The 20,869-nt window shown below is 63.2% G+C and carries 21 protein-coding genes; 19 read left to right on the top strand and 2 right to left on the bottom strand.

Annotated elements, in window-relative coordinates:
- Positions 1-12: 12 nt before the first annotated feature.
- The 18 genes from QMF81_RS00505 to QMF81_RS00420 all read left to right on the top strand — a co-directional run bounded on the left by QMF81_RS00505 (position 13) and on the right by QMF81_RS00420 (position 17,645).
- Complete coding sequence (locus QMF81_RS00505; protein ID WP_281751007.1) at positions 13-444, top strand: hypothetical protein; 432 nt, start codon at positions 13-15, stop codon at positions 442-444.
- Positions 445-2,409 (top strand): ribosomal protection-like ABC-F family protein, encoded by a 1,965-nt coding sequence (abc-f, locus tag QMF81_RS00500; RefSeq protein ID WP_281751006.1) that lies wholly within the window; start codon positions 445-447, stop codon positions 2,407-2,409.
- Positions 2,394-2,837, top strand: coding sequence for an NUDIX domain-containing protein (locus QMF81_RS00495; RefSeq protein WP_281751005.1), 444 nt, complete (start codon positions 2,394-2,396; stop codon positions 2,835-2,837). Before abc-f ends, QMF81_RS00495 begins: the two co-directional genes overlap by 16 nt.
- Positions 2,813-4,021, top strand: a complete 1,209-nt coding sequence (locus QMF81_RS00490; protein WP_281751004.1) for a type II secretion system F family protein — start codon at positions 2,813-2,815, stop codon at positions 4,019-4,021. Before QMF81_RS00495 ends, QMF81_RS00490 begins: the two co-directional genes overlap by 25 nt.
- A gap of 20 nt (positions 4,022-4,041) precedes the next feature.
- Positions 4,042-4,938: a methylenetetrahydrofolate reductase [NAD(P)H] gene (metF, locus tag QMF81_RS00485; protein ID WP_281751003.1), complete on the top strand. Its 897-nt coding sequence runs from the start codon at positions 4,042-4,044 to the stop codon at positions 4,936-4,938.
- A complete protein-coding gene (locus QMF81_RS00480) occupies positions 4,938-5,966 on the top strand; it encodes an aspartate-semialdehyde dehydrogenase (protein WP_281751002.1) in 1,029 nt (342 codons plus the stop codon). The genes metF and QMF81_RS00480 overlap by 1 nt, the downstream gene beginning before the upstream one ends.
- Positions 5,963-6,919: an aminotransferase class IV gene (locus QMF81_RS00475; protein ID WP_281751001.1), complete on the top strand. Its 957-nt coding sequence runs from the start codon at positions 5,963-5,965 to the stop codon at positions 6,917-6,919. Before QMF81_RS00480 ends, QMF81_RS00475 begins: the two co-directional genes overlap by 4 nt.
- Positions 6,891-7,931 carry a glycosyltransferase family 4 protein gene (locus QMF81_RS00470; RefSeq protein ID WP_281751000.1) on the top strand — a complete coding sequence of 347 codons (1,041 nt, stop codon included), beginning with the start codon at positions 6,891-6,893 and terminating at the stop codon, positions 7,929-7,931. Before QMF81_RS00475 ends, QMF81_RS00470 begins: the two co-directional genes overlap by 29 nt.
- A 68-nt stretch (positions 7,932-7,999) precedes the next feature.
- Positions 8,000-9,532 (top strand): L,D-transpeptidase family protein, encoded by a 1,533-nt coding sequence (locus tag QMF81_RS00465; RefSeq protein ID WP_281750999.1) that lies wholly within the window; start codon positions 8,000-8,002, stop codon positions 9,530-9,532.
- A gap of 12 nt (positions 9,533-9,544) precedes the next feature.
- Positions 9,545-10,102: a DUF882 domain-containing protein gene (locus QMF81_RS00460; RefSeq protein ID WP_281750998.1), complete on the top strand. Its 558-nt coding sequence runs from the start codon at positions 9,545-9,547 to the stop codon at positions 10,100-10,102.
- Between the two features lie 344 nt (positions 10,103-10,446).
- Entirely contained in the window at positions 10,447-11,007 is a 561-nt protein-coding gene (locus tag QMF81_RS00455) for a 4Fe-4S dicluster domain-containing protein (RefSeq protein WP_281750997.1), read from the top strand.
- Positions 11,000-11,884, top strand: coding sequence for a CoB--CoM heterodisulfide reductase iron-sulfur subunit B family protein (locus QMF81_RS00450; protein WP_281750996.1), 885 nt, complete (start codon positions 11,000-11,002; stop codon positions 11,882-11,884). Before QMF81_RS00455 ends, QMF81_RS00450 begins: the two co-directional genes overlap by 8 nt.
- Before the next feature lie 9 nt (positions 11,885-11,893).
- On the top strand, positions 11,894-13,879 hold the full coding sequence (locus QMF81_RS00445) for a CoB--CoM heterodisulfide reductase iron-sulfur subunit A family protein (protein ID WP_281750995.1): 1,986 nt from the start codon (positions 11,894-11,896) through the stop codon (positions 13,877-13,879).
- A complete protein-coding gene (locus tag QMF81_RS00440; RefSeq protein WP_281750994.1) occupies positions 13,843-14,334 on the top strand; it encodes a hydrogenase iron-sulfur subunit in 492 nt (163 codons plus the stop codon). The genes QMF81_RS00445 and QMF81_RS00440 overlap by 37 nt, the downstream gene beginning before the upstream one ends.
- A 10-nt stretch (positions 14,335-14,344) precedes the next feature.
- A complete protein-coding gene (locus QMF81_RS00435; RefSeq protein ID WP_281750993.1) occupies positions 14,345-15,292 on the top strand; it encodes a 4Fe-4S dicluster domain-containing protein in 948 nt (315 codons plus the stop codon).
- The gene (locus tag QMF81_RS00430; protein WP_281750992.1) at positions 15,292-16,317 is read left to right on the top strand and encodes a 4Fe-4S dicluster domain-containing protein; all 1,026 of its coding nucleotides are present in this window, start codon (positions 15,292-15,294) and stop codon (positions 16,315-16,317) included. Before QMF81_RS00435 ends, QMF81_RS00430 begins: the two co-directional genes overlap by 1 nt.
- Positions 16,314-17,147: an FAD/NAD(P)-binding protein gene (locus tag QMF81_RS00425; RefSeq protein ID WP_281750991.1), complete on the top strand. Its 834-nt coding sequence runs from the start codon at positions 16,314-16,316 to the stop codon at positions 17,145-17,147. The genes QMF81_RS00430 and QMF81_RS00425 overlap by 4 nt, the downstream gene beginning before the upstream one ends.
- 24 nt (positions 17,148-17,171) lie before the next feature.
- Entirely contained in the window at positions 17,172-17,645 is a 474-nt protein-coding gene (locus QMF81_RS00420; RefSeq protein WP_281750990.1) for a ferritin family protein, read from the top strand.
- Between the two features lie 541 nt (positions 17,646-18,186).
- Here the strand turns inward: QMF81_RS00420 and QMF81_RS00415 are convergent.
- Positions 18,187-19,203, bottom strand: a complete 1,017-nt coding sequence (locus QMF81_RS00415; RefSeq protein WP_281750989.1) for an ABC transporter ATP-binding protein — start codon at positions 19,201-19,203, stop codon at positions 18,187-18,189.
- A complete protein-coding gene (locus QMF81_RS00410; RefSeq protein ID WP_281750988.1) occupies positions 19,200-19,901 on the bottom strand; it encodes an ABC transporter permease in 702 nt (233 codons plus the stop codon). The genes QMF81_RS00415 and QMF81_RS00410 overlap by 4 nt, the downstream gene beginning before the upstream one ends.
- Before the next feature lie 115 nt (positions 19,902-20,016).
- On the opposite strand from QMF81_RS00410, the gene QMF81_RS00405 reads away from it, so the two are divergent.
- Positions 20,017-20,859: a substrate-binding domain-containing protein gene (locus tag QMF81_RS00405; protein ID WP_281750987.1), complete on the top strand. Its 843-nt coding sequence runs from the start codon at positions 20,017-20,019 to the stop codon at positions 20,857-20,859.
- The last annotated feature ends 10 nt before the right edge of the window (positions 20,860-20,869 follow it).

Below are 20,869 nucleotides of genomic sequence, written 5' to 3'. Positions count from 1 at the left end.
GATATGATACCAATGAGCACAGCATTGCAGCAGTATGTGGAAACCATCGAACAGGTGCTTCCCCGCGTGGTTTCCGAATGGGAACTTTTGGGAGATGTGACGGAAGAAGGCGCCGTATGGGGGTTTGATATCGAAGAGGATGACGCCAGTGGTTTTGTGGTGCTGGAATCCAATGTAGGGACGTACGACGTGCCTACGGTGAGCGTGTCCTTGTCCCTGGGGCCGGTGAGCGAGGCGGACCGGGAGGACGTCCTGGACATGCTGGCCATCAGTGCCCAGTTGCTGGATGCGTGTATGACCATCACGCCGCCCATCGGCGAAGAGGGCGAGGAATACTTCCTCATCCAGACCAAGTTTTTGGCCAAGGACTTTTCCGAGGCCCGCATGCTGTCAGCCATCAAGTCGCTGCTGACCCAATTGGATATATTCTTCGGCGCGCAGTAAATGGCACGGATTACGCTCCAAGCGGTCTCCAAGTCTTTTGGCGGCCGCGACCTCTTTTCCGAGCTTTCTCTGGAGATCCACGCCGGGACGCGCTTGGCCTTGGTGGGGCCCAATGGCTGCGGGAAATCCACGCTGCTCAAGATCGTGGCCGGGGAAGTGGAACCCGACGCCGGAAGCGTGCATATCCCCCGCGGAAGCCGCGTCGGCTATGTGGAGCAGGAACTTTCGGCCGAGCAATTGGCCATGGCCTTGGAGGACTTCGTTTTGGAGACCATCCCCTCGTGGGGGGAGTTTTGGCACCAGTGGCGGGCTGCCGTGGACGCGGGCGACACCACGGCATTGGAGCGTCTTGCCGTGCGTCAGGCGGAGCTGGAGGCCCAGTACGGGTACAACCCGGAGCACCGGGCCCATGCCATTTTGGCGGGTTTGGGATTCGCGCCCAAGATGTTGCGGCGGCCGGTGGAGGCGCTCAGCGGCGGGTGGCGGGAACGGGCCAAGTTGGCCCGGGTCTTGGTGGCCGGCGCGGACATTCTGCTGCTCGACGAGCCGACCAACCATCTGGACCTCGACGCCGTGGAGTGGCTGGAAGGCTACGTGACCCAGTTTCCCGGCGTGGTGCTGTTTGTGGCCCATGACCGCTACTTTTTGGACCGGGTGGCCACCAAGACGCTTTTTCTTGGCGGTGGCAAGCCCATGCTCCGGGACGGTAATTTCAGCCAATTCGTCGAGTGGTTCGAGGAGCGGGCCGCCCAGGCGCAGCGCGAGGCTGCCAAGCTCCGCGAGGAGATCGCCCGCAAACAGGCCTTTGTGGATCGTTTCCGCTATAAGGCCACCAAGGCCCGTCAGGCGCAGAGCCGGCTCGGGCAGATCGCCCGCCTCAAGGATCAGCTCCAGGACATGGAGCCAGCGCGCCGGGCGCGCTCCCTTTCCTTTTCCTGGCCGGAGCCGGACCCCGGCAACCAGACCGTGGTCGCTGCGGTGGATTTGGGATTTGCTTTTGCCGATGCGCCGCTTTTCGCCCACCTCAATTTCCATCTCTACCGCGGGCAGAAGGTGGCCTTGGTGGGGCCCAACGGTCGGGGCAAATCCACGCTCCTCAAGCTCATCACCGGGCATTTGGAGCCCACCGCCGGTACGGTGAGCGTGGGCTCGTCCATTACCATCGGCTATTTCAGCCAGCATCAAACGGAAATTTTGCGTCCGCATTTTCCGGTATTGGCGGAACTCAAACGTTTGGCATCCCCGGCGTGCACGGATTTTCAGCTCAAGTCCGTGCTCGGGCTTTTTCTTTTGGGCGAGAGCTATTGGGACAAGAAGGTGGAGGCCCTTTCCGGCGGGGAGAAGAACCGCCTGGTGCTTGCCCATCTCTTTCTCAAGCGCGCCAATTTCTTGGTGCTCGACGAGCCGACCAATCACCTCGACATGGAAAGCCGCGAGGCGCTGGTGGAGGCCTTGGAGAGCTACCCCGGCACCGTGCTCGTGGTGGCCCACGACCGCTACCTCCTCTCTCAAGTCACGGACGAGATTTGGGAACTCACGCCTTCCGGCATTGTGGCGCATCATTTCGGCTTTGAAGAATACATGCGCCGCAAGGCGGAGGCCGCCAGCCCGGCGCCGGCGGACGGCGCTCTTGCTGCGGCCAAAGTCGCGTCGCGGCCAGCCAGCCGGGAGGACCTCAAGGCGCAGCGCCGCCAGCAGGCAGAGGCGCGCAACCGCATCTCCCGGCAACTCAAACCCCTGCGGGAACGCTACGCGGCCTTGGAGGCGCAGCTCGACGCAGTCCTTGCGGAACACGGAGAGGTCGAAATCCAGCTGGCCGACCCGGCCACCTACGCCGATGCCGCCCGCTCCCAGGAGCTTGGCCGCCGCTTTGCCGAACTCTCCCGCGCTGCCGAAGACTTGATGACGGATCTTGCCTATTTGGAGCGGGAGATTCAGGAGCTGGAGCAGTGCCTGCCGGGATAGACGCGCACGCGGTGCTCGTGGTCGCCGGGATCTTGACCCGCGGGCATGAGATCTTGCTTGCGCGCAGGCCGGAGCACAAACACCTGGGCGGGCTATGGGAGTTTCCCGGCGGCAAGGTGGATGCAGGCGAGGGCCTGAAGGACGCGCTCTCCCGCGAGTTGGCCGAAGAATTGGGAATCACGGTTCGCGCTGCTTGCCTCTGGAAAACTGTGGAGAAACGGCGTAGGGATTCGGTCTTGAGGCTTACCGTGTTTCACGTTGCTTTCTGGCAGGGGGAGCCTGTGGGCCGGGAAGGGCAGCAATTGGGGTGGTTTTCGCCCCGCCAGGCCCTGGATTTGCCGCTGGTGGACATGGATGCGGCACTCCTTGCACAATTGGCGCGACTTTGGGACCAGGAGGGCGTATGGCCATTTTTCTGTACCGGGTGAAGACCCGCGGCGGGCGGACCCTCAAGGGAGAAATGGACGCCCCGTCCGCGGATATCGTGGAAGCCGCCCTGCGGCGCAAAGGCTACCAGGAAATCAAGGTCAAGCCCAAGCCCAAGGACCTCTTGGAGGGCACCTTCCTGGAAGGTGGGGTCAGCGACCGCGACATGGTGGTCTTCAGCCGGCAATTTGCCACCATGATCAATGCCGGCGTGCCCATCCTCCAATCCCTGCAGATTTTGAGCGAGCAGACGGAAAATCCCAAGCTGCGGCGGCGGCTCTACGGCATTCGCGCCGATATCGAGGGCGGAAGCTCGCTGTTCGATGCCCTGAGAAAGTATCCCGATATCTTCGATTCCCTCTACACCAACATGGTCAACGCGGGCGAGGCCGGCGGTATTTTGGATCAGGTGCTCTTGCGCCTGGCCGACTACATCGAAAAGGCCGCCAAGCTCAAGGCCAAGATCAAAGGCGCCATGATCTATCCTGCGGTGGTGGTGACCGTAGCCATTGCCGTCATCGCCGTGATCCTCATCTTCGTCATTCCCACATTCAAGACCATGTTCGAGTCCATGGGCGGCAGCCTGCCGGCCCCCACAGTGTTCGTCATCAACTTGAGTAATTTTGTCATCAACAACTTTCTCCTGCTCCTCGGCGGCGCCGTGGCCGCCTTTGTGGCCTTCAAGTTCTTTTACCGCTGGGAAAAAGGCCAGATCCTGGTGGACCGGTGGGTGCTCTTTTTGCCGGTGTTTGGTCCGCTCCTTCGCAAGGCCGCGGTGGCCAAGTTCAGCCGCACCCTTTCCACCATGGTCTCCAGTGGTGTGCCCATCTTGAACGCCCTCGACATCGTCTCCAAGACCTCAGGGAACAAGACCGTGGAACTTGGGGTGAACGAGGCGCGCAGGGCCGTTGCCGAAGGTCAGACTTTGGCGGAACCCTTGGAAGAGACTGGGGTGTTTCCGCCCATGGTCATCCATATGGTCTCCATCGGTGAGGCGACGGGTGCTTTGGATACCATGCTCGGGAAGATCGCCGACTTCTATGACGACGAGGTGGACGTGGCCGTGGAATCCCTCACCTCGCTCATCGAACCGGTGATGATCGTGTTTCTGGGCGTGGTGGTGGGCGGTCTGGTCATCAGCATGTATCTGCCCATCTTCTCCATCGCGGATGTGGTCTCCAAATAACCGGAAGGAAGAGTTGTCCCATGCGCATTGACGAGCTTCTGGCAAGCGGCCGGCCGTTTCTCTCCTTGGAGTTTTTTCCTCCCAAGGATCGGCGGCTGTGGCCGGGTTTTTTCGATACGGTCCGCGCCCTGACGCCGCTGAACCCGCTTTTCTGTTCGGTGACGTATGGGGCCGGTGGCTCCACCCAGCATAACACCCTGGAGATCGGGGTGCGCCTCAAGCAGGAGTATGGGGTGGAGCCGCTGACGCATCTCACCTGTGTGGGGGCGAGCGAGGCCCGGTTGCGGGCCTTTTTGGGGCCGCTTGTGGAAAACGGCGTGGAGAATGTCCTCGCCCTGCGCGGGGACCCGCCGCGGGGGGAGAGCCAATTTCGGCCCGAGAGCGACCAATTCCAGCACGCTTCGGATTTGGTGCGCTTTATCGTGAGCGAGTATCCTGGGGTATGCATCGGCGTGGCGGGATACCCGGAAAAGCACCCCGAGGCCCGCTCCATGGAAGAGGACTTGGTGTTTCTCAAGCACAAGGTGGAGGCCGGGGCGAGTTTTGTCATCACCCAGCTTTTCTTCGACAACGACATCTATTTCCGCTTCGTGGACCGCGCCCGCGCCATTGGCATCGATGTGCCCATCATCCCCGGGGTGCTACCGGTACAAAATCTGCCCGCGCTCCATCGCATGCTTTCCTTTTGCGGGGCGAGCATCCCGCAGGACTTTTTGGAAGACCTCACCCGCGCCCATGAACGCTACGGCGACGCCGGTGTGCGCGGGCTTGGCCTCGGCTACGCCATGCGCCAGGCCGCGGACCTCTTGCAAAAGGGGGCCCCTGGGGTGCATTTGTATACCCTCAACAAGGCCGATGCATGCCTGGAGATCGGGCGTCATGTGGCCCAATACTTGGGACTGGGAGGAGAACGCTGATGAGTACGCGTCCTGTTGTGGCCGTGGTGGGGGCGACCGGCGCTGTGGGCCGGGAAATGCTCGATACCTTGGCCCGTCGTCATTTTCCTGCAGCCGAGGTCCGCGCCTTTGCCTCGGCGCGCTCTGCGGGCTCTTTGGTGCCTTTTGGCAATACCGAGCTCACGGTGGAGGAACTCACCGAAAATTCTTTTGCCGGCATTGATCTCGCCCTCTTTTCCGCCGGTGGCTCCACCTCGGAAAAATTCGCCCCTCACGCCGTGGCCGCGGGTTGTGTGGTGGTGGACAACTCCAGCGCCTGGCGCATGGACCCTCAGGTCCCCTTGGTAGTGCCCGAGGTGAACCCGGATGACCTTGCCTGGCACAAAGGCATCATCGCCAATCCCAATTGTTCCACCATCCAGATGGTGGTGGTCCTCAAACCCCTGCATGACGTGGCCCGTATCAAGCGCGTGGTGGTCTCCACCTACCAGGCGGTGTCCGGTACCGGTCAGAAGGCCATCGCCGAGTTGGAACGCCAGGTGCGCGAGCTCTTCAACGGTCAGGAGCCCACGGTGGCGGTGTACCCGCACCGCATTGCCTTCAATTGCCTGCCGCACATCGATGTCTTCTTGGAGAACGAATATACCAAGGAAGAGATGAAGATGGTGCTGGAGACCAAAAAGATCATGGGCGACGACTCCATCCGGGTCACGGCCACCACCGTGCGGGTGCCGGTGTTTTATGGGCATAGCGAGAGTGTGAACATCGAGACCGAGAAGAAGCTCTCCGCCAAGGAGGCCCGGGCCATCCTCTCCCAGGCCCCTGGGGTGCGGGTGCTCGATAATCCTGGAGAGAAGATCTACCCCATGCCCATCCTCGCCGCCGGACAGGACGACACGCTCGTGGGCCGCATTCGCGAGGACGAGACCATCCCCTGCGGCCTCAACATGTTCATCGTTGCCGACAACATTCGTAAAGGCGCAGCCCTCAACGCGGTGCAGATCGCCGAAGAGCTCTTGCGCCGGGACCTTTTGCGGGTGCCGCGATGACCACTCCGGTGGCGAGCCGCGACGAGGTGGTGGCCAGGATCCTGGCCACCCCTCGCCCTGGGGAGGAAACGATCCTCGCCTTCTATGAGCATCGCCTGGGCGTGATCTGCACAGACCCCCGCCTGATGCTCATGCCCATGGATGACCATCTGGTGCACCGCGGCGACGGCGTCTTCGAGACCTTGCGCTTCGAGGATGGCTGTATCTACCAATTGGATGCCCATCTGGCGCGTCTGGAGCGTTCTTGCGCCGCCATTGGGCTTGTCCCGCCCGAGCCTTTGACCGTGGTGCGCGGGCGCATCCTCGATGTGTGTCGGGCCGCGGGCGAGCCTTGCGGCCACGTCTTCGTGCTCGTGGGCCGGGGGCCGGGTGGTTTTTCCCTGGACCCGCGGGAATGCCCGCGCGCAAGCCTCTATGTGGTGGTGCGGCGCTTCACCCCCAAGCCCGAGCGCTTTTGGGAGGAAGGGGTGCACGCCTGGCGGGTGTCCATCCCACCCAAGCCTTCCTGGCTGGCTGGGATCAAAAGCGTCAATTATCTTCCCAATGTGCTCATGAAGATGGAGGCCGTGGCCCACGGCGCCGAGTATCCCCTGTGCTTCGACGAGGACGGCAATTTGGCCGAAGGCGCCACGGAGAACGTGGCCCTCGTGGACGCTGCCGGACATTTGGTGATCCCGGAGCTCAAACACGCCCTTTTGGGTACTACCCTCAAGCGGGTCATGACCTTGGTGGAGGGGCAAATGCCGGTGGTGGTGCGGCCGGTGCCCGAGGCGGAGCTCTTCTCCGCCCGCGAGGTGCTGCTTTTGGGTACGAGCATCGATGCCGTGGCCGTGGTGCGCTACAATGATACGCCCGTGGGCGGCGGCGCTCCGGGGCCGGTGGCGCAGCGCCTGCGCACCCTCCTTCAGGCGGACCGCCGCGCTCATGCGACTCCCCTCCATTGTCCATCTTGATTTGGGCCTGGAGCTGCGCGGCGGCCAGCGCCAGGTGCTGCTCCTTGGTTCGTGGCTTGCGGCCGAAGGCCTGCCGGTGGCGGTGGGGGTTCCCCGCGCTGCCCCGCTCGTGGACGCGCTTGCTGCAGCAGGGGTGCCGGTGGTCCTGCTGCCGTCCCGTCGTGGCCTGGACCCCCGCAATGTGCTGCTACTGGCGCGGCGCCTTCCCCCAAAGGCCATCCTCCATACGCACGAAGCGCGGGCCGCGTCCTTGGGCGCTGTGGTGCGTCTTCTGCGGCCGGATGTGCGGCTGGTGCACACCCGTCGCGTGTCGTATCCCTTGGGACGAGGCTGGAGCCGCTGGAAATATGCCCGGGCCGACGCGGTGGTGGCCGTGGGGGCGGATGTGGCCCGGGTGGTGGAGGACTCGGGGGTGCCGGTGGCGGCGGTCATCCCCAGCGCCATTCCTGTGGCCGAGTATCCGCCGCGCACCGGGTGGCATGGCGGACGCATCGGCATCATCGGCGCCCTGACGCCGCAAAAAGGCCACGAAATCCTTCTTGAGGCCGTACGCGGTCTGGATGCGTCCGTGGAGCTCTGGGTGGTGGGCGAAGGCCCTTTGCGGGAGCGGCTCATGCAGCGGGCGCATGCGCTGGGTATCGCCCACCGGGTGCATTGGAAGGGGTGGGTGCCGGCGGCCCAGGTGCTGCCGCAGTTGGATGCCGTGGCCGTCCCCTCGCCCCATGGGGAAGGCTCAAGTGGCGTCATCAAGGAGGCCTGGGCGTGCGGGGTGCCGGTGGTGTGTTCGGACTTGCCTGCCAATGTGGAGCTCGTGGAGGCTGGGGTCTGCGGGATGGTGGCCCCGGTGGGGGATGCCCAGGCCCTGGCGCGCGCTCTCCATGACGTCCTGCACAACCGCAGCCTGGCGGCCCGGCTGGTGGAAGGCGGGCGCGCACGGGTGACGGCGTATGATGTGCCGGTCATGGGGGCGGCGTATCTTCGTCACTACGGCGCGCTGGGATACTGCGTGTGAGCGGGGGCCCTTGTTTTTGCCGACAAGGGGCGTTACCCACGCCGCCCATACGACGGGGAGGCGTTCCTATGAAGTTTGGGCTGGCGTTGGCCGCCGTTTTCCTGATGTTGGGGCAGGCGGCGGCGGATACGGAGCTTTTGTGGTTTTCCGATGGGCGTCCCACGCCCCAGGCCTTGGAAGCGCTCCATATCTTGGCCTCGGCCGAGGACGAGGGGTTGGCCCCTGAAGACTACGGAGTGGACCGACTGCGGGGGGCGTTGGAAAACATCCTCTGGAGTAGGGAGCGTTCCGCAGATATTTTTCGCTGGGATGCGGAGCTTACCGAGGCCGTGCTCCGGTTCCTGAGGCATCTGCAACTGGGCCGGGTGGACCCAGCTTCGGTGCAGGTGCATTTTTCGGGTATCGGGCGGCGGGCGGTGGTCTCCCAAGAGCGTCTCCGTGCGGCGCTCTCCCAGGGGCAACTGGCCCAGCTCGTGGAGGAAGTGACCCCCAAGGTCCCTCTGTATCGGCAGATTCGGGAAGCGTTGGGCCGGTACCGGCGCATGGCGGCCGATCCCCAGGTGATGGCCTTGTGGGCGCAACCATTGCCAGCGCTTCCGGCGGACAAGGTCACCCCTGGCCAGAGCTATCTCGGCCTTCCTCTCGTGGTGCGCCGCCTCAAGGCCCTCGGAGATTTGCCGCCGGATGTGCCCGAGTCTTCGGTGCTGACGCCATCCATTGTCCGGGGGCTCCGCCAGTTCCAGGAACGCCATGGGCTCTTGGCGGATGGCGTCTTGGGGGGGCGTACCGTGGCGCGGCTCAATGTTTCGCCTGCGGCTGGGGTGCGGCAGATGGAGCTTACCATGGAACGATTGCGGTGGGTGGATTTCGACAGTAGCCGCATTATCGCCGTGTACTTGCCGGAGAACGTCCTCGAGGCCTCCACGGTGGACGCTGCCGGAACCGTGGCCGTGCACCTGCGTATGCGGGTCATCACCGGCAATGCCGCCCAAACCCCCACCCCGCTGCTGGAAGATACCATCCGGGCCATTGAACTCAGCCCGTATTGGAATGTCCCCGTCTCCATCGTCCGGGACGAACTGACCTCGAAATTCCTCAAAGACCCCGAGGCCTTTTCCCGGGAAGGTTTCGAATTCGTCCTTGGGGACGGACATGTGGAATCGAGCTTGACCCTGGAGCGTCTTCAGGATGCGGCACGGGGACGTATCCGGCTGCGGCAGCGCCCTGGTCCCACGAATCCCATGGGGGACATCAAGTTCGTCATCTCCAACAAAGATGCCATCTATTTGCATCATACGGCCAACCCGCAACTTTTTTCCCGTGCTCGTCGCGACCTCAGCCATGGTTGCATTCGTGTGGAAGACCCGGTAAGGCTCGCCCAATTCGTGCTCGATGATGACCCAGCTTGGGATGCCGAGCGACTGCAGGCGGCCATGGGACAGAGTACTCCCACGATCCTGCGGGTGCGTCGGCCTCCGCGTGTGGTCCTCATCTATTCCACGGTGCGGGTCCAGGACGGTCGGGTGGCCTTTCTCGCCGATCTGTATGGTTTGGATCGTCTCTTGGATCAGGCCCTGCGCCATGTTCCTTCCAACCCATGACGAGGTGCCCCTATGCCCCATTGTCGCCGTGAGTTTCTCCGTCGCCTTGCAGGTCTGACCGTGGTTTCCGCGGTAGGCTCCATCGCCCCTCATGTGGTGGCCGAAGCCTTGGCCTCGCCAGTCCCCAGAAAGCGGGTGCTGGTGTTGGAAAATCTCCACACGGGCAAGCGCCTGGAAGTCGCCTACGCGGTCAATGGCCGCTACACGCCGGAAGCCTTGAAGACGCTCAGTCAGTTTTTGCGCGATCCCATCAACGGCGCCACCACCCGGATGGATCCCCGACTTTTTGATCTCCTGCATACCCTTTGGGTTCGCTTGGGGGCGAAGCGCCCCTACCAGGTGATCTGCGGCTACCGCTCCCCGTCCACCAATGCGCTGATGCGCCGCAAAAGCCGGGGCGTGGCCAGCAATAGCTACCACATGCGCGGCAAGGCCGTGGATGTGTGCCTTCCGGGCGTATCGCTTTCCCGCTTGCGGGATGTGGCCCTCGCCGCCCGTATGGGCGGGGTCGGTTTCTATCCGCGTGACGGGTTTGTGCATCTGGACACCGGCCCGGTGCGCCACTGGTAGACCGTATCCCGCTTGAGGGACTGCGGCCGATGGAGCGCTTTCCCGCGGGGAAGCGCTTTTTTTGTGCGAGAGCCGCTGCATCGATAATCGAAAAAAAATTTCGTGCCGTCCCGCAAGTTCTGGACAAGGCCAAAACCTTGGTCGTATGGCACCCAAGCTGCAAGAGCAATGGCCGCGGAAGGCAAGGAGTCGAGGTCTTTCCTGGCTTTTTGCGATTCCGTGGGCGCTTGGGTGTGTCCGGGGGCGCCACATGCCCAGAGGGGGATGGCGCAGCATGACACACCGGCCCGTGTTTCACCAGAAAGGCGTCGTTCCTTTCGTAAACTTGAGTGGTGGAGATATCTATGCGCATCGTCGATCTCGCCACCGCGGACCAGGACTTCATCGCCGAGGTGGAAGCCCGCAGCCATCAAAATCTGCGGACATGCTACCAATGCGGCAACTGTACCGCGGGATGTCCGTACACCTTCGTGTACGATCATTCGGTCAGCCAAGTCATGCGGCTCATTCAACTCGGCCAGCGCGATGCCGTGCTCCAGTGCAAGTCCATTTGGCTGTGCGGTTCGTGTCAATCCTGTACCACGCGGTGTCCCAACCGTATCGATGTGGCCAAGGTCATGGATGTATGCCGGCACATGGCCAGAGAGCAAGGATATGCCACGGAGCGCGAGGTCAAGCTCTTTGCCGATGCCTTCCTCCGTTCCGTGGAGCGTCACGGCCGGGCTTTTGAATTGGGGCTGATGGCGGATTACGTCCTGCATTCGGGGCGGGTGTTCACGGATGCGGACTTGGCCCCCAAGGCCTTGGCGCGTCGCAAACTCCCCTTCCGGCCGCACACCGTCGTTGGCCGGGATCAGATCGAGCGGATTTTCCAGCGTTTCCGCAAGGGAGGGGCCCATGTCTAAAGTCGCTTACTATCCCGGCTGCTCCGGCCAGGGCACTTCCTTGGAATACGACCGTTCCACCCGGGCCGTGTGCGCGGCCGTAGGCTTGGAACTGGTGGACGTGCCGGATTGGAGCTGCTGCGGATCGTCTCCGGCGCATACCGTGAACCACGTGCTCTCGGCGGCCTTGTCTGCGCGCAATCTGGATTTGGCCCATAGCCTCGGGCTCGATGTGGTGGCCACGCCGTGCCCCAGCTGCCTCACCAATCTGCGGAACGCCGCCCTGGAGATGGAGGACGAGGCGTTTCGGGACACGGTCAATGCGTTGCTGGATCGGCCCTGCGCGGGCCGCGTGGACCCGCAATCGGTTTTGCAGGTGCTGGTGGAACAGGTGGGGGTGGACGAGGTGGCCCGGCGGGTGACCCGGCCGCTTACGGGCCTGCGGGTGGCCTGCTATTATGGCTGTATCATGAACCGGCCGCCGGAGCGTATGCGTTTTGATGACCATGAAAATCCCATGGCCATGGACCGCCTCATGGAGGCTGCTGGCGCCGAAGTGGCGCCCTTTCCCCTCAAAGTGGAATGCTGTGGGGCCTCCTTTGGCGTGCCCCGTGGCGACATCGTGGCCCGATTGTCCGGCAAGCTTTTGGACGCCGCCCGCGGCCTTGGGGTGGATGCGGTGGTCACGGCGTGCCCGCTGTGCCAGATGAACCTGGACCTGCGGCAGAGTCAGATCAATGCGGCGCTGCGCGAGCATTTTCGGATCCCGGTGTTCTACTACACGCAGCTTTTGGGGCTTGCGCTGGATGTGCCCCGTAGCGAGCTGGGGCTGGATCGCCTGTGTGTGGATCCGCGTCTGGCCCTGGGGAAAATCAAGGCGCCGGCGCCGGTGCGGTAGGGGGGAAGCATGCGAATCGGAGTCTTTATTTGTCATTGTGGCAGTAACATCGCCGGTACGGTGGACGTGGCTGCCGTGGCCCGGGCTGCGGCGAAGTTTCCTGATGTGGCCTACGCCACGGACACCATGTACGCCTGCTCCGAGCCCGGACAGGAAGGCATCGTCCAGGCGGTGCAGGAACTCCAATTGGACGGCGTGGTGGTGGCGTCATGCACTCCGCGGATGCACGAGCCGACGTTCCGCCGCACCGTGGAGCGCGCCGGCATCAATCGCTATTTCTTTGAAATGGCCAATATCCGCGAACATGTGTCGTGGATCGGCAAAAATACTGAGCGCAATACCGCCAAGGCCATCGAACTCGTGCGCATGGCGGTGGAGAAGCTGCGCCGCAACCGGCCGCTCATCCCCAAACGCTTCGACGTGGTCAAGCGGGTGCTGATCATCGGTGGCGGCGTGGCGGGCATTCAGGCCGCCCTGGACTGCGCCGACGGCGGGCAGGAAGTGGTGCTGGTGGAGCGGGAGCAGAGCATTGGCGGCAAGATGGCCAAGCTGGACAAGACCTTCCCCACCATTGACTGCTCTTCGTGTGTGCTTGGACCCAAAATGGTGGACGTGGGCCAGCACCCCAAGATCACCCTGCACACCTTGGCGGAGATCGAGTCGGTTTCCGGATATGTGGGCAACTTCCAGGTCACCATCCGCAAGAAGGCGCGGTTTGTGGATTGGAGCAAATGCACGGGCTGCGGGTTGTGCATGGAAAAATGCCCCAGCCGCAAGGCGCCGGATCCCTTCAACGAAGGGCTGTGCACCGCGCCGTCCATCAATATTCCTTTTCCCCAGGCCATTCCCAAGAAGGCGGCCATCAACCCGGATACCTGTATCATGAAACAAAAGGGCAAGTGCGGCCTGTGTGCCAAGATTTGCCCGGTGAAATGCATCGATTTCGATCAGCAGGACGAACTCGTGACCGTGGACGTGGGCGCCATTGTGGTGGCCACGGGATATGACCTCTTCGACTGGCATAAGTATCCGCAGTACGGACAGGGGCGCTATCCCGATGTCATCACTTCGTTGCAGTACGAGCGCTTGCTTTCCGCATCAGGGCCGACGGGTGGACATATCAAGCGGCCGTCGGACGGCAAGGAGCCCAAGACCGTGGTGTTCATCCAATGTGTAGGCTCCCGCGATCGTTCGGTGGATCGGCCGTACTGTTCGGGCTTTTGCTGCATGTACACCGCCAAGCAGGCCATCCTCACCAAAGATCATATCCCGGATTCCCAGAGTTACGTCTTTTACATGGATATCCGCTCGCCAGGCAAAGGCTATGACGAATTCACCCGCCGGGCCATGGAAGAGTACGGCGCCCAGTATGTGCGCGGTCGGGTCTCCATGATCTACCCCAAGGGCGATCAATTGGTGGTGCGTGGGGCGGATACCTTGGCCGGCACCCAGGTGGAGGTGGCGGCGGACCTGGTGGTCTTGGCCGTGGGCGCCGAGGCGGCGCGCGGGGCCGTGGCCTTGGGCGAGAAGCTTCGCGTGGTGCCGGACCAGTACGGTTTCTTCGTGGAGAGCCATCCCAAACTCAAGCCCGTGGAGACCAATACCGCCGGGGTGTTTTTGGCCGGCGCCTGCCAGGGGCCCAAGGACATCCCGGCATCGGTGGGCCAGGGCAGCGCGGCTGCGGCCAAGGTGCTCGCCCTCCTTTCCAAGGACCAGTTGGAGTCCGATCCGCAGGTATCGCGGGTCACGCCTGCGCGCTGTGTGGGGTGCGGCAAATGCGTGCAGACCTGCCCCTTTGGGGCCATCAAGCTGGTGGAAGACCGCTTTGGCAACCCCAAGGCCGAGGTGGTGGAGACCGTGTGTCAGGGCTGCGGCATCTGCACCGTCACCTGTCCTCAGGGGGCCATCCAATTGGAACACTTTACGGATAACCAGATCCTCGCGGAGGTGAATGCCTTATGTCCGCCTCGGATTCGCGTGAACTACGCATCGTAGGCTTTTTGTGTAATTGGTGCTCGTATGGCGGGGCGGATACGGCCGGGGTGGCGCGTTTTTCCCAACCCACGGATTTGCGCATCATCCGGGTGCCGTGCTCGGGCCGCATCGACCCGCTGTTCATCGTGCGCGCCTTGATCAACGGCGCGGACGGGGTGCTCGTCTCCGGTTGCCACCCGCGGGACTGCCATTATGCGGAGGGCAATTTCTACGCCCGCCGCCGTCTGGAGACGCTCAAGCAGTTTCTGTCCGCCACCGGCATCGATCCGCGGCGCTTCGAGTACACCTGGGTTTCCGCTTCGGAAGGCCAGCGCTGGCAGCATGTGGTGACGGAGTTTACCCGCCGCATTCATGAACTCGGGCCGGCGCCCATCATGAGCCATGTATCCGAGGGGGCATGGTTCGACGCCGCAGCCCCAGCTGCTGCAGGCCAGAGCTGCCCGTGTCACGGCTAGGAGGGACGGTATGCTACAGCAATTGAAAGACGCCATTACCAGCCGGCTCCCGGAGTTGGACCTGGTTTTGGGCTGGGAGATGGGTTTCGACCCCTTCCATGCCACGCCGCTGTATATCCGGGAGGCTGCGGACGTGGAGCGCCTCGTGGTGGGGCCGTGGGCGGTGCACAACCTCGCCACGTACTTGCCGGGGCTCAAAGGCAAGAAGGTCGGCATCGTGGTCAAGGGGTGCGATAGCCGCAGCGTGATCCAACTGGCGAATGAGGGCCTTATCCGCCGCGAGGACGTGACGGTGTTTGGACTCTGCTGCGACGGGGTGGTGAGCCACCGCAAGCTGCGGGAAAAGCTGCCGGCGGACTTGGGTTTTGTGGAGGAGGCGCAGTGGCAGGCAGATGTGCTGCGCGCCCGCGTGGCTGGGCAAGAGGTTTCGGTGCGCCTGAGCGATGTCCTGGCCGACAAGTGTATCGCCTGCTGCTACCCCAATGCCTTGGGTGCGGACGTACTGGTGGGCAGTGAGCGCACTGCCTCGCCCCAGCCCGTGGCCTGCCAAGAGTCCTTCGAGGCATTGTCCAGTGCCGAGAAGCAGGCCTTCTGGCAGGAGACCATGGCCCGGTGCATTCGGTGTTATGCCTGCCGCAATGCGTGTCCCATGTGCGTGTGCCGCGACCATTGCATCGCCACCAGCCGCGATCCCCTGTGGCTGGGGCAGGAGAACTCCCCTGCGGAGAACTTCATGTTCCAGATGATCCACGTGATGCATCTGGCGGGCCGCTGCACCGAGTGCGGAGAATGTGAGCGGGCCTGTCCGGTGGATATCCCGCTGCTTCTGTTGCGCCGGCACATGAATCGGGTGACCCAGGACCTCTTTGCCTACGAGGCCGGGACCACTGTTGGTCAGACCCCGCCCCTGCTCACCTTCCAGGTGGAAGAGGCGGGCATCAACGAGCGAGGTTGGTAATGGAACGCTTTCTTCCTGCAGCACAACTCACTGCCCTGGCGGACGACTTGGCCGGTTCGTGTCATGTGCTGGCCCCGGTGGCCCATGCGGGCAGCGTGGTCTTCCGGTGGTACCGGCCGGGGATGCGCCTCGAGTTTTCGCGCATGGCCTCCACGTCTCCCAAAGCCGCCACGTTTCCGCAGACCGAGCCGCTTTTGGTGGCCCAGCGGCATGAGGAGCACAAGCAGCCGGTCATCGAGGCCACCCTTCCGCCGCAGGCCCGCACCGTGGTCTTGGGCTGCCGGCCCTGCGGGGCGCGGGGCAAAGAGATCTTTGGCCCGGTGTTCTTGGGCGTGGCCCATGACCCTTACTTTGCCCGGCGCCGGGAGGATGCCCTCTTCATCTCCCTGGTCTGCACCCGGCCCGAGACCACGTGCTTTTGCTCCAGCGTGGGCGGCGGTCCGGCCGATCCCACCGGTTCCGACGTGCTGCTCATCCCGGTGCAAGGCGGATTCGTCGCCCGTTCGGTGACCGAGGCCGGGGCGGCGTTTCTCCAACACGCGCTGTTTGAAGACGTCGGTGCCCGCGGGGCGGAGGCCGATGCCGTGGTGACTCAGGCCCAGGCGGCCATGCCTCCGTCCCATGACTTCTCCTCGGCGCCGGCCAAGCTCCTTGCCCGCTTCGATGACAAGGAGTTCTGGGAGCAGCAGTCTGCCAAATGCATCTCCTGCGGGGCGTGCACGTATATGTGCCCCACCTGCTACTGTTTCAATATCACCGATGACGATTTGGGTCTCATCAGCCGGCGCATCCGTACCTGGGACAACTGCATGTCGTACACCTTCACCCTGGAAGCCAGCGGTCACAACCCTCGGCCGACCAAGGCCCATCGCTTGAAAAACCGCGTTAGCCATAAGTTCAGCTATTATCCCTCGATCCATAACGGTGTCATCGCGTGTTGTGGATGTGGCCGGTGCATCAAGCATTGCCCGGCGGGAGTGGACATCCGTGCCATTGTGCACGCGGCACAGGAGTACGCGCAATGAACCAGCACAATCCCTATTTGCCACAGATGGCCACCCTGGTGGAGGTCATCGAGGAGACGCCCAATATCAAGACCTTTCGCGTGGTGCTGGACGATGAGGAGAAGATGCAAAACTTCACCTTTCGTCCCGGCCAAGTGGGACAATTGTCGGTCTTTGGCGTGGGCGAGTCCACCTTTGTCATCAATTCCTCGCCCACCCGCATGGACTATCTTCAATTCAGCGTCATGCGCGTGGGTGAGGTGACGACGCGGCTGCATCAACTGCGGCCGGGCGACAAAGTGGGGGTGCGCGCGCCCCTGGGCAATGGCTTCCCGGTGGAGGCCATGCGCGGCAAGAACATCGTCTTCATCGGCGGCGGCATCGGTATGGCGCCGCTGCGCACCCTTTTTATCTATATGCTCGATAACCGCGCCGATTTCGGAGACATCACCCTGCTGTACGGCGCCCGTACGCCGGTGGACATGACCTACAAGGCGGAGCTTCCCGAGTGGCTCGCCCGCTCTGACGTGCGCACCGTGCTCACCGTGGACGCCGAGTACCCGGGCTGGGAGCATCGGGTGGGTCTCATCCCCAACGTGCTTCTGGATTTGGCCCCCTCGCCGGAAAACACCGTGGCCGTGACCTGCGGCCCGCCCATCATGATCAAATTCACCCTCCAGGCCCTCAAGAAACTGGGCTTCGAGGACGACCAGATCATCACCACCTTGGAAAAGCGCATGAAGTGCGGGGTGGGACTGTGCGGCCGCTGTAACATCGGCACCAAATACGTGTGCGTGGACGGTCCGGTGTTCACCTATGCCCAGCTCAAGGAACTTCCCTCGGAACTCTAGCCGGGGCCAGACCCTGGAGGAATTATGGCAGGTATCTTTTCCGCTTCCGACGTGTTGACCGCGGCACAAGAGATCGAGCAGCGCGGTCAGGTATTCTATACCCGCCTGGCCGAAACCGCCACGGATTCGTCCTTGGCGCAGATCTTTCGCTTCTTGGCCCAAGAAGAGGAAAAACATTGGCAGGTCTTTCATGACCTGGCCGCCCGGGTGGGTGAGGTGGAGCTTCCGGCCTGGGCCACGGAAGAGGAATACGTGGACTACCTCACGGCCCTCATCGATTCCCACACCCTCTTTCGCCTGGGCGATGTGCAGACCCTGCGGCAATTCGTAGGCAGCCGCGAGGAGGCCATCCATACGGCCATGGGATTTGAGAAGGACACCATCGTATTCTTCATGGAAATGCAGGAATTCGTTCCTGAGGGCGACCGAGACGCGGTGCAGGCCTGCGTGGCGGAAGAACGCCGGCACCTGCGCATGTTGGCGGGGCTGTTGCGCTAACGTCGGCCCCCTGACTTCGAAACGACACGCTGCGGCGGCGCCCGTCTCCGGGCGCCGCTTTCGTGTTGTGTGCCAGCCATGGTGCGGCGCCGTGACCGGCGCTATTTCCTGAGCTGTGGAACAGGGGCGCGAGCCACATGAACCAGGCGTACCGCAAGGCGTACTTTGATCGTCTGGGACTGGTATCGTTGCGCGACACCGTGCGACGGCTCCAGGGTGTTTCATGAACTGCCGGATGCGCAGCCGCACGTCCGGTGGGGTGAGAACACGGCGGAGGTGACCCCGCCTCCTCCTCGATTCGAACCATCCCCCCTTCCTTCCCCGTGGGCCGCAAAACACGGCCCGCTTTCCAGGTCGGCCTTTTGACCTCCGAGGCTTCGCCGGAGGGCAGAGCACCCTCGCCAAGGGCCCAGGCGCCGCTCCGGAGAGGCGTCGTGCCCCTTGTCGGTTTTCTGGGAAGGGCGCTGCGAAGGCGTGCTCTCGGAGAAATTTCCGTGTGCTGTGGGCTGGAGCAGCGCAGGAAGCCAGTGCGGTATCTGGGCTATTCAAGAAACCGGATGCGCTGCGCTTCGATGTGGATTCCGACGGGGCTTCCAGGCGGCAGCGGGTGGATGGTATGCGCCCAGAGGCGAAGACCGCCGACGGAGCAGGAGGCGATGATGCGCCCTTGGTGATGGAAGAGGGCGAGTATCCTTCCGTGCACATGCACAGGCCGGCTGTCTTCATCGCCGACGATGCTCGCGCCTTGGGCCGGGAGCACCGCCTGCGCCTTGGGGTGCGGGGCCTTGGGGGCAGGGATACTGCCGTGCTCCCCAAGGGGCATCACGGAGCCGAAGGCGCTGGGTTCCCATGGGCCACGCAGGAGGGTGATGTGCCCACGGCCCACGAGCTCTCCGGCCACCACATGCTCCACATGGTCCGTCCACGTGCAGAGCCAGTGCAGGTCATGGCTGATGAGCACCGTGGTGGCGCGGCCGCTGCGCCGGCGGATGACTGCCTCCACGGCTGCGATGCCGGCGTCGTCGAGATTGGCCGTCGGTTCATCGAGCACCAAGACTGGTGGATTGCGGATGAGGCGTGCGGCCAAGGCCACGCGTTTGGCTTCGCCGCCGGAAAGCTCGCGCCACGAACGCCCGGCCATGGACGGGGGAAGACCGACCTGGGCCAGCGCCTGCTGGATGCGTTCGGGGGATGCCTGACGCCCGAGAGCATAGCCGATATTGGCGGCAACGCTTCGGCGCAGCAAATACGGTTCTTGATCCAAAAACACACTGCGTCCGTGCAGGGCGCGCGGCGGCGTCGGGATGCCGTTGACCAAGATGCGTCCAGCCTCTGGCTCCAGAAGGCCGGTGAGCACTCGGCCGAGGGTGCTTTTGCCCGCACCGTTGGGCCCGGCAATGCCGAGGACACACCCTGAGGGGATGTGGAGATGGATGCCGCGGAGCACCGGAGTGCCTTGGCGGTGGACGACGATATTCTCCAGGGTGAGCGACCAGCCGGGCGGGGTGCCTTGGGATGGCTCGGACGTTGCGCGGTATGGTGCCCGGTGATCGTTCATTCAGCCCCACCCATGCGACGTCGGACCAGACTGAGCGCCAGGTTGGTGGCCAAGGCAATGCCGAGAAGCACCAAGCCCAGTGCGAAGCCTTGGGCAAATTCCCCTTTGTTGGTTTCCAGGGCGATGGCGGTGGTCATGGTGCGGGTAACGCCCTTGATATTACCGCCCACCATCATGGCAATACCCACCTCGGAGACCACACGACCAAAGGCTGTGGCCAAGGCGCAGAATACGGCGTGCCGGGCTTCGTGCAGCGTGGTCCAACACGCCCTCCAGGGGGATGCGCCCAGTGTCCAGAGGGTGGGCCGAAGCCTCTGATCCAAGGCGGCGACACCACTGGCCACATGCGCCACCACCAGAGGAAAGGCTAAAAGCGTAAGGCCGAGGCTCATGCCCGGCACGGTGAAAAGCAGCCCCCACTCTCCTAGCGGCCCCCGCCGGGTGAGCAGACCATAGACCACGAGGCCAATGACCACCGTGGGGATCGACAGACTCGTCTCCACCAGCAGACGGAGCATCCGTTTGCCGGGAAAGTGCGCGTAGCCCAAGAAAAAACCGCAGGGCGCTCCCAACATGAACGCCGCCGCCAGCGCGGCAAAACTGCTGCGCAGCGTCGCACGGATGGCGGCCATGGTATCCGGCTCTCCGGAGAAGAGGAGATGGAGTGCTTGAATACAGATTGTGGCAAGAAAATCCATGGCTTTTCTTTGCGGGAGCAGCTCTTGTTGTGTCAAGATGGGAATAATGGGTTGACGGCCCGAATGAATTATGCTTTTTGGGGCACATTCAATTTTGCACGCAAGGAGGTTGGCTATGTGGAAAACGGATTTTCGGGCGAGGGTGCTCTGCGGGTGGACCATGCTTGTGCTTGCCATTGGCCTTGGGGCAGGCCCGGCGGCGGCGGAACCATTACGTTTGGCGACCACCACGAGCGCAGAAGCCTCGGGCTTGCTCGATGCCTTGGCCCCGGTGCTTGCGCAGGAAATTGGCGTGGAACTGCGCTGGGTTGCCGTGGGTACCGGCCAGGCGCTGCGCATTGCCGGAGATTGCAATGCCGATGTGGTGTTGGTGCACGCTCCGGATGCGGAAGCGCGATGGATCGCCGATGGATTTGGCAAGGATCGGCGCGAGGTCTTTTATAATGACTTCCTGCTCGTGGGCCCCACGGAAGACCCGTTGGGGTTGCGTGGGGGCTCGGACATCGTGGCCGCCTTTTCCAAGCTGGCTGCGGGCCAAGGAGTGTTTGTGAGCCGCGGCGATCAGTCCGGGACACATATGCTCGAAAAGGCGCTGTGGCAGAAGGCAGGAGTTCCAGAACCAGCAGACTCTGGGCGATACCTTTCCGCCGGGCAAGGCATGCTGGGGACCTTGCGTGTGGCTGCCCAGCGTCGAGGCTACACGCTGGTGGACCGGGCCACGTGGATCGCCTTCATGGCCAAGGACGGGGCGCAGAGCGGCCTTGGGGAAATGGTGGAAGGAGATCCGTTGCTGCGCAATCAATACAGCATCATCTTGGTCAATGCGGATCGGTGCCCCGAGGTTCGGGCGGATGCGGCGCGGCGTTTTCAGGACTGGGTCGTTTCTGAGCGCGGGCAGCAGTTCGTGGGGGACTTTCGCATCCACGGCAAGAAGCTCTTCGTCCCCAATGCGCATTGATGGGGAGCGC

Source organism: Thermodesulfomicrobium sp. WS (assembly GCF_027925145.1).
Taxonomy (GTDB): domain Bacteria; phylum Desulfobacterota; class Desulfovibrionia; order Desulfovibrionales; family Desulfomicrobiaceae; genus Thermodesulfomicrobium.
This window is presented reverse-complemented; position numbering and strand designations above follow the sequence as displayed.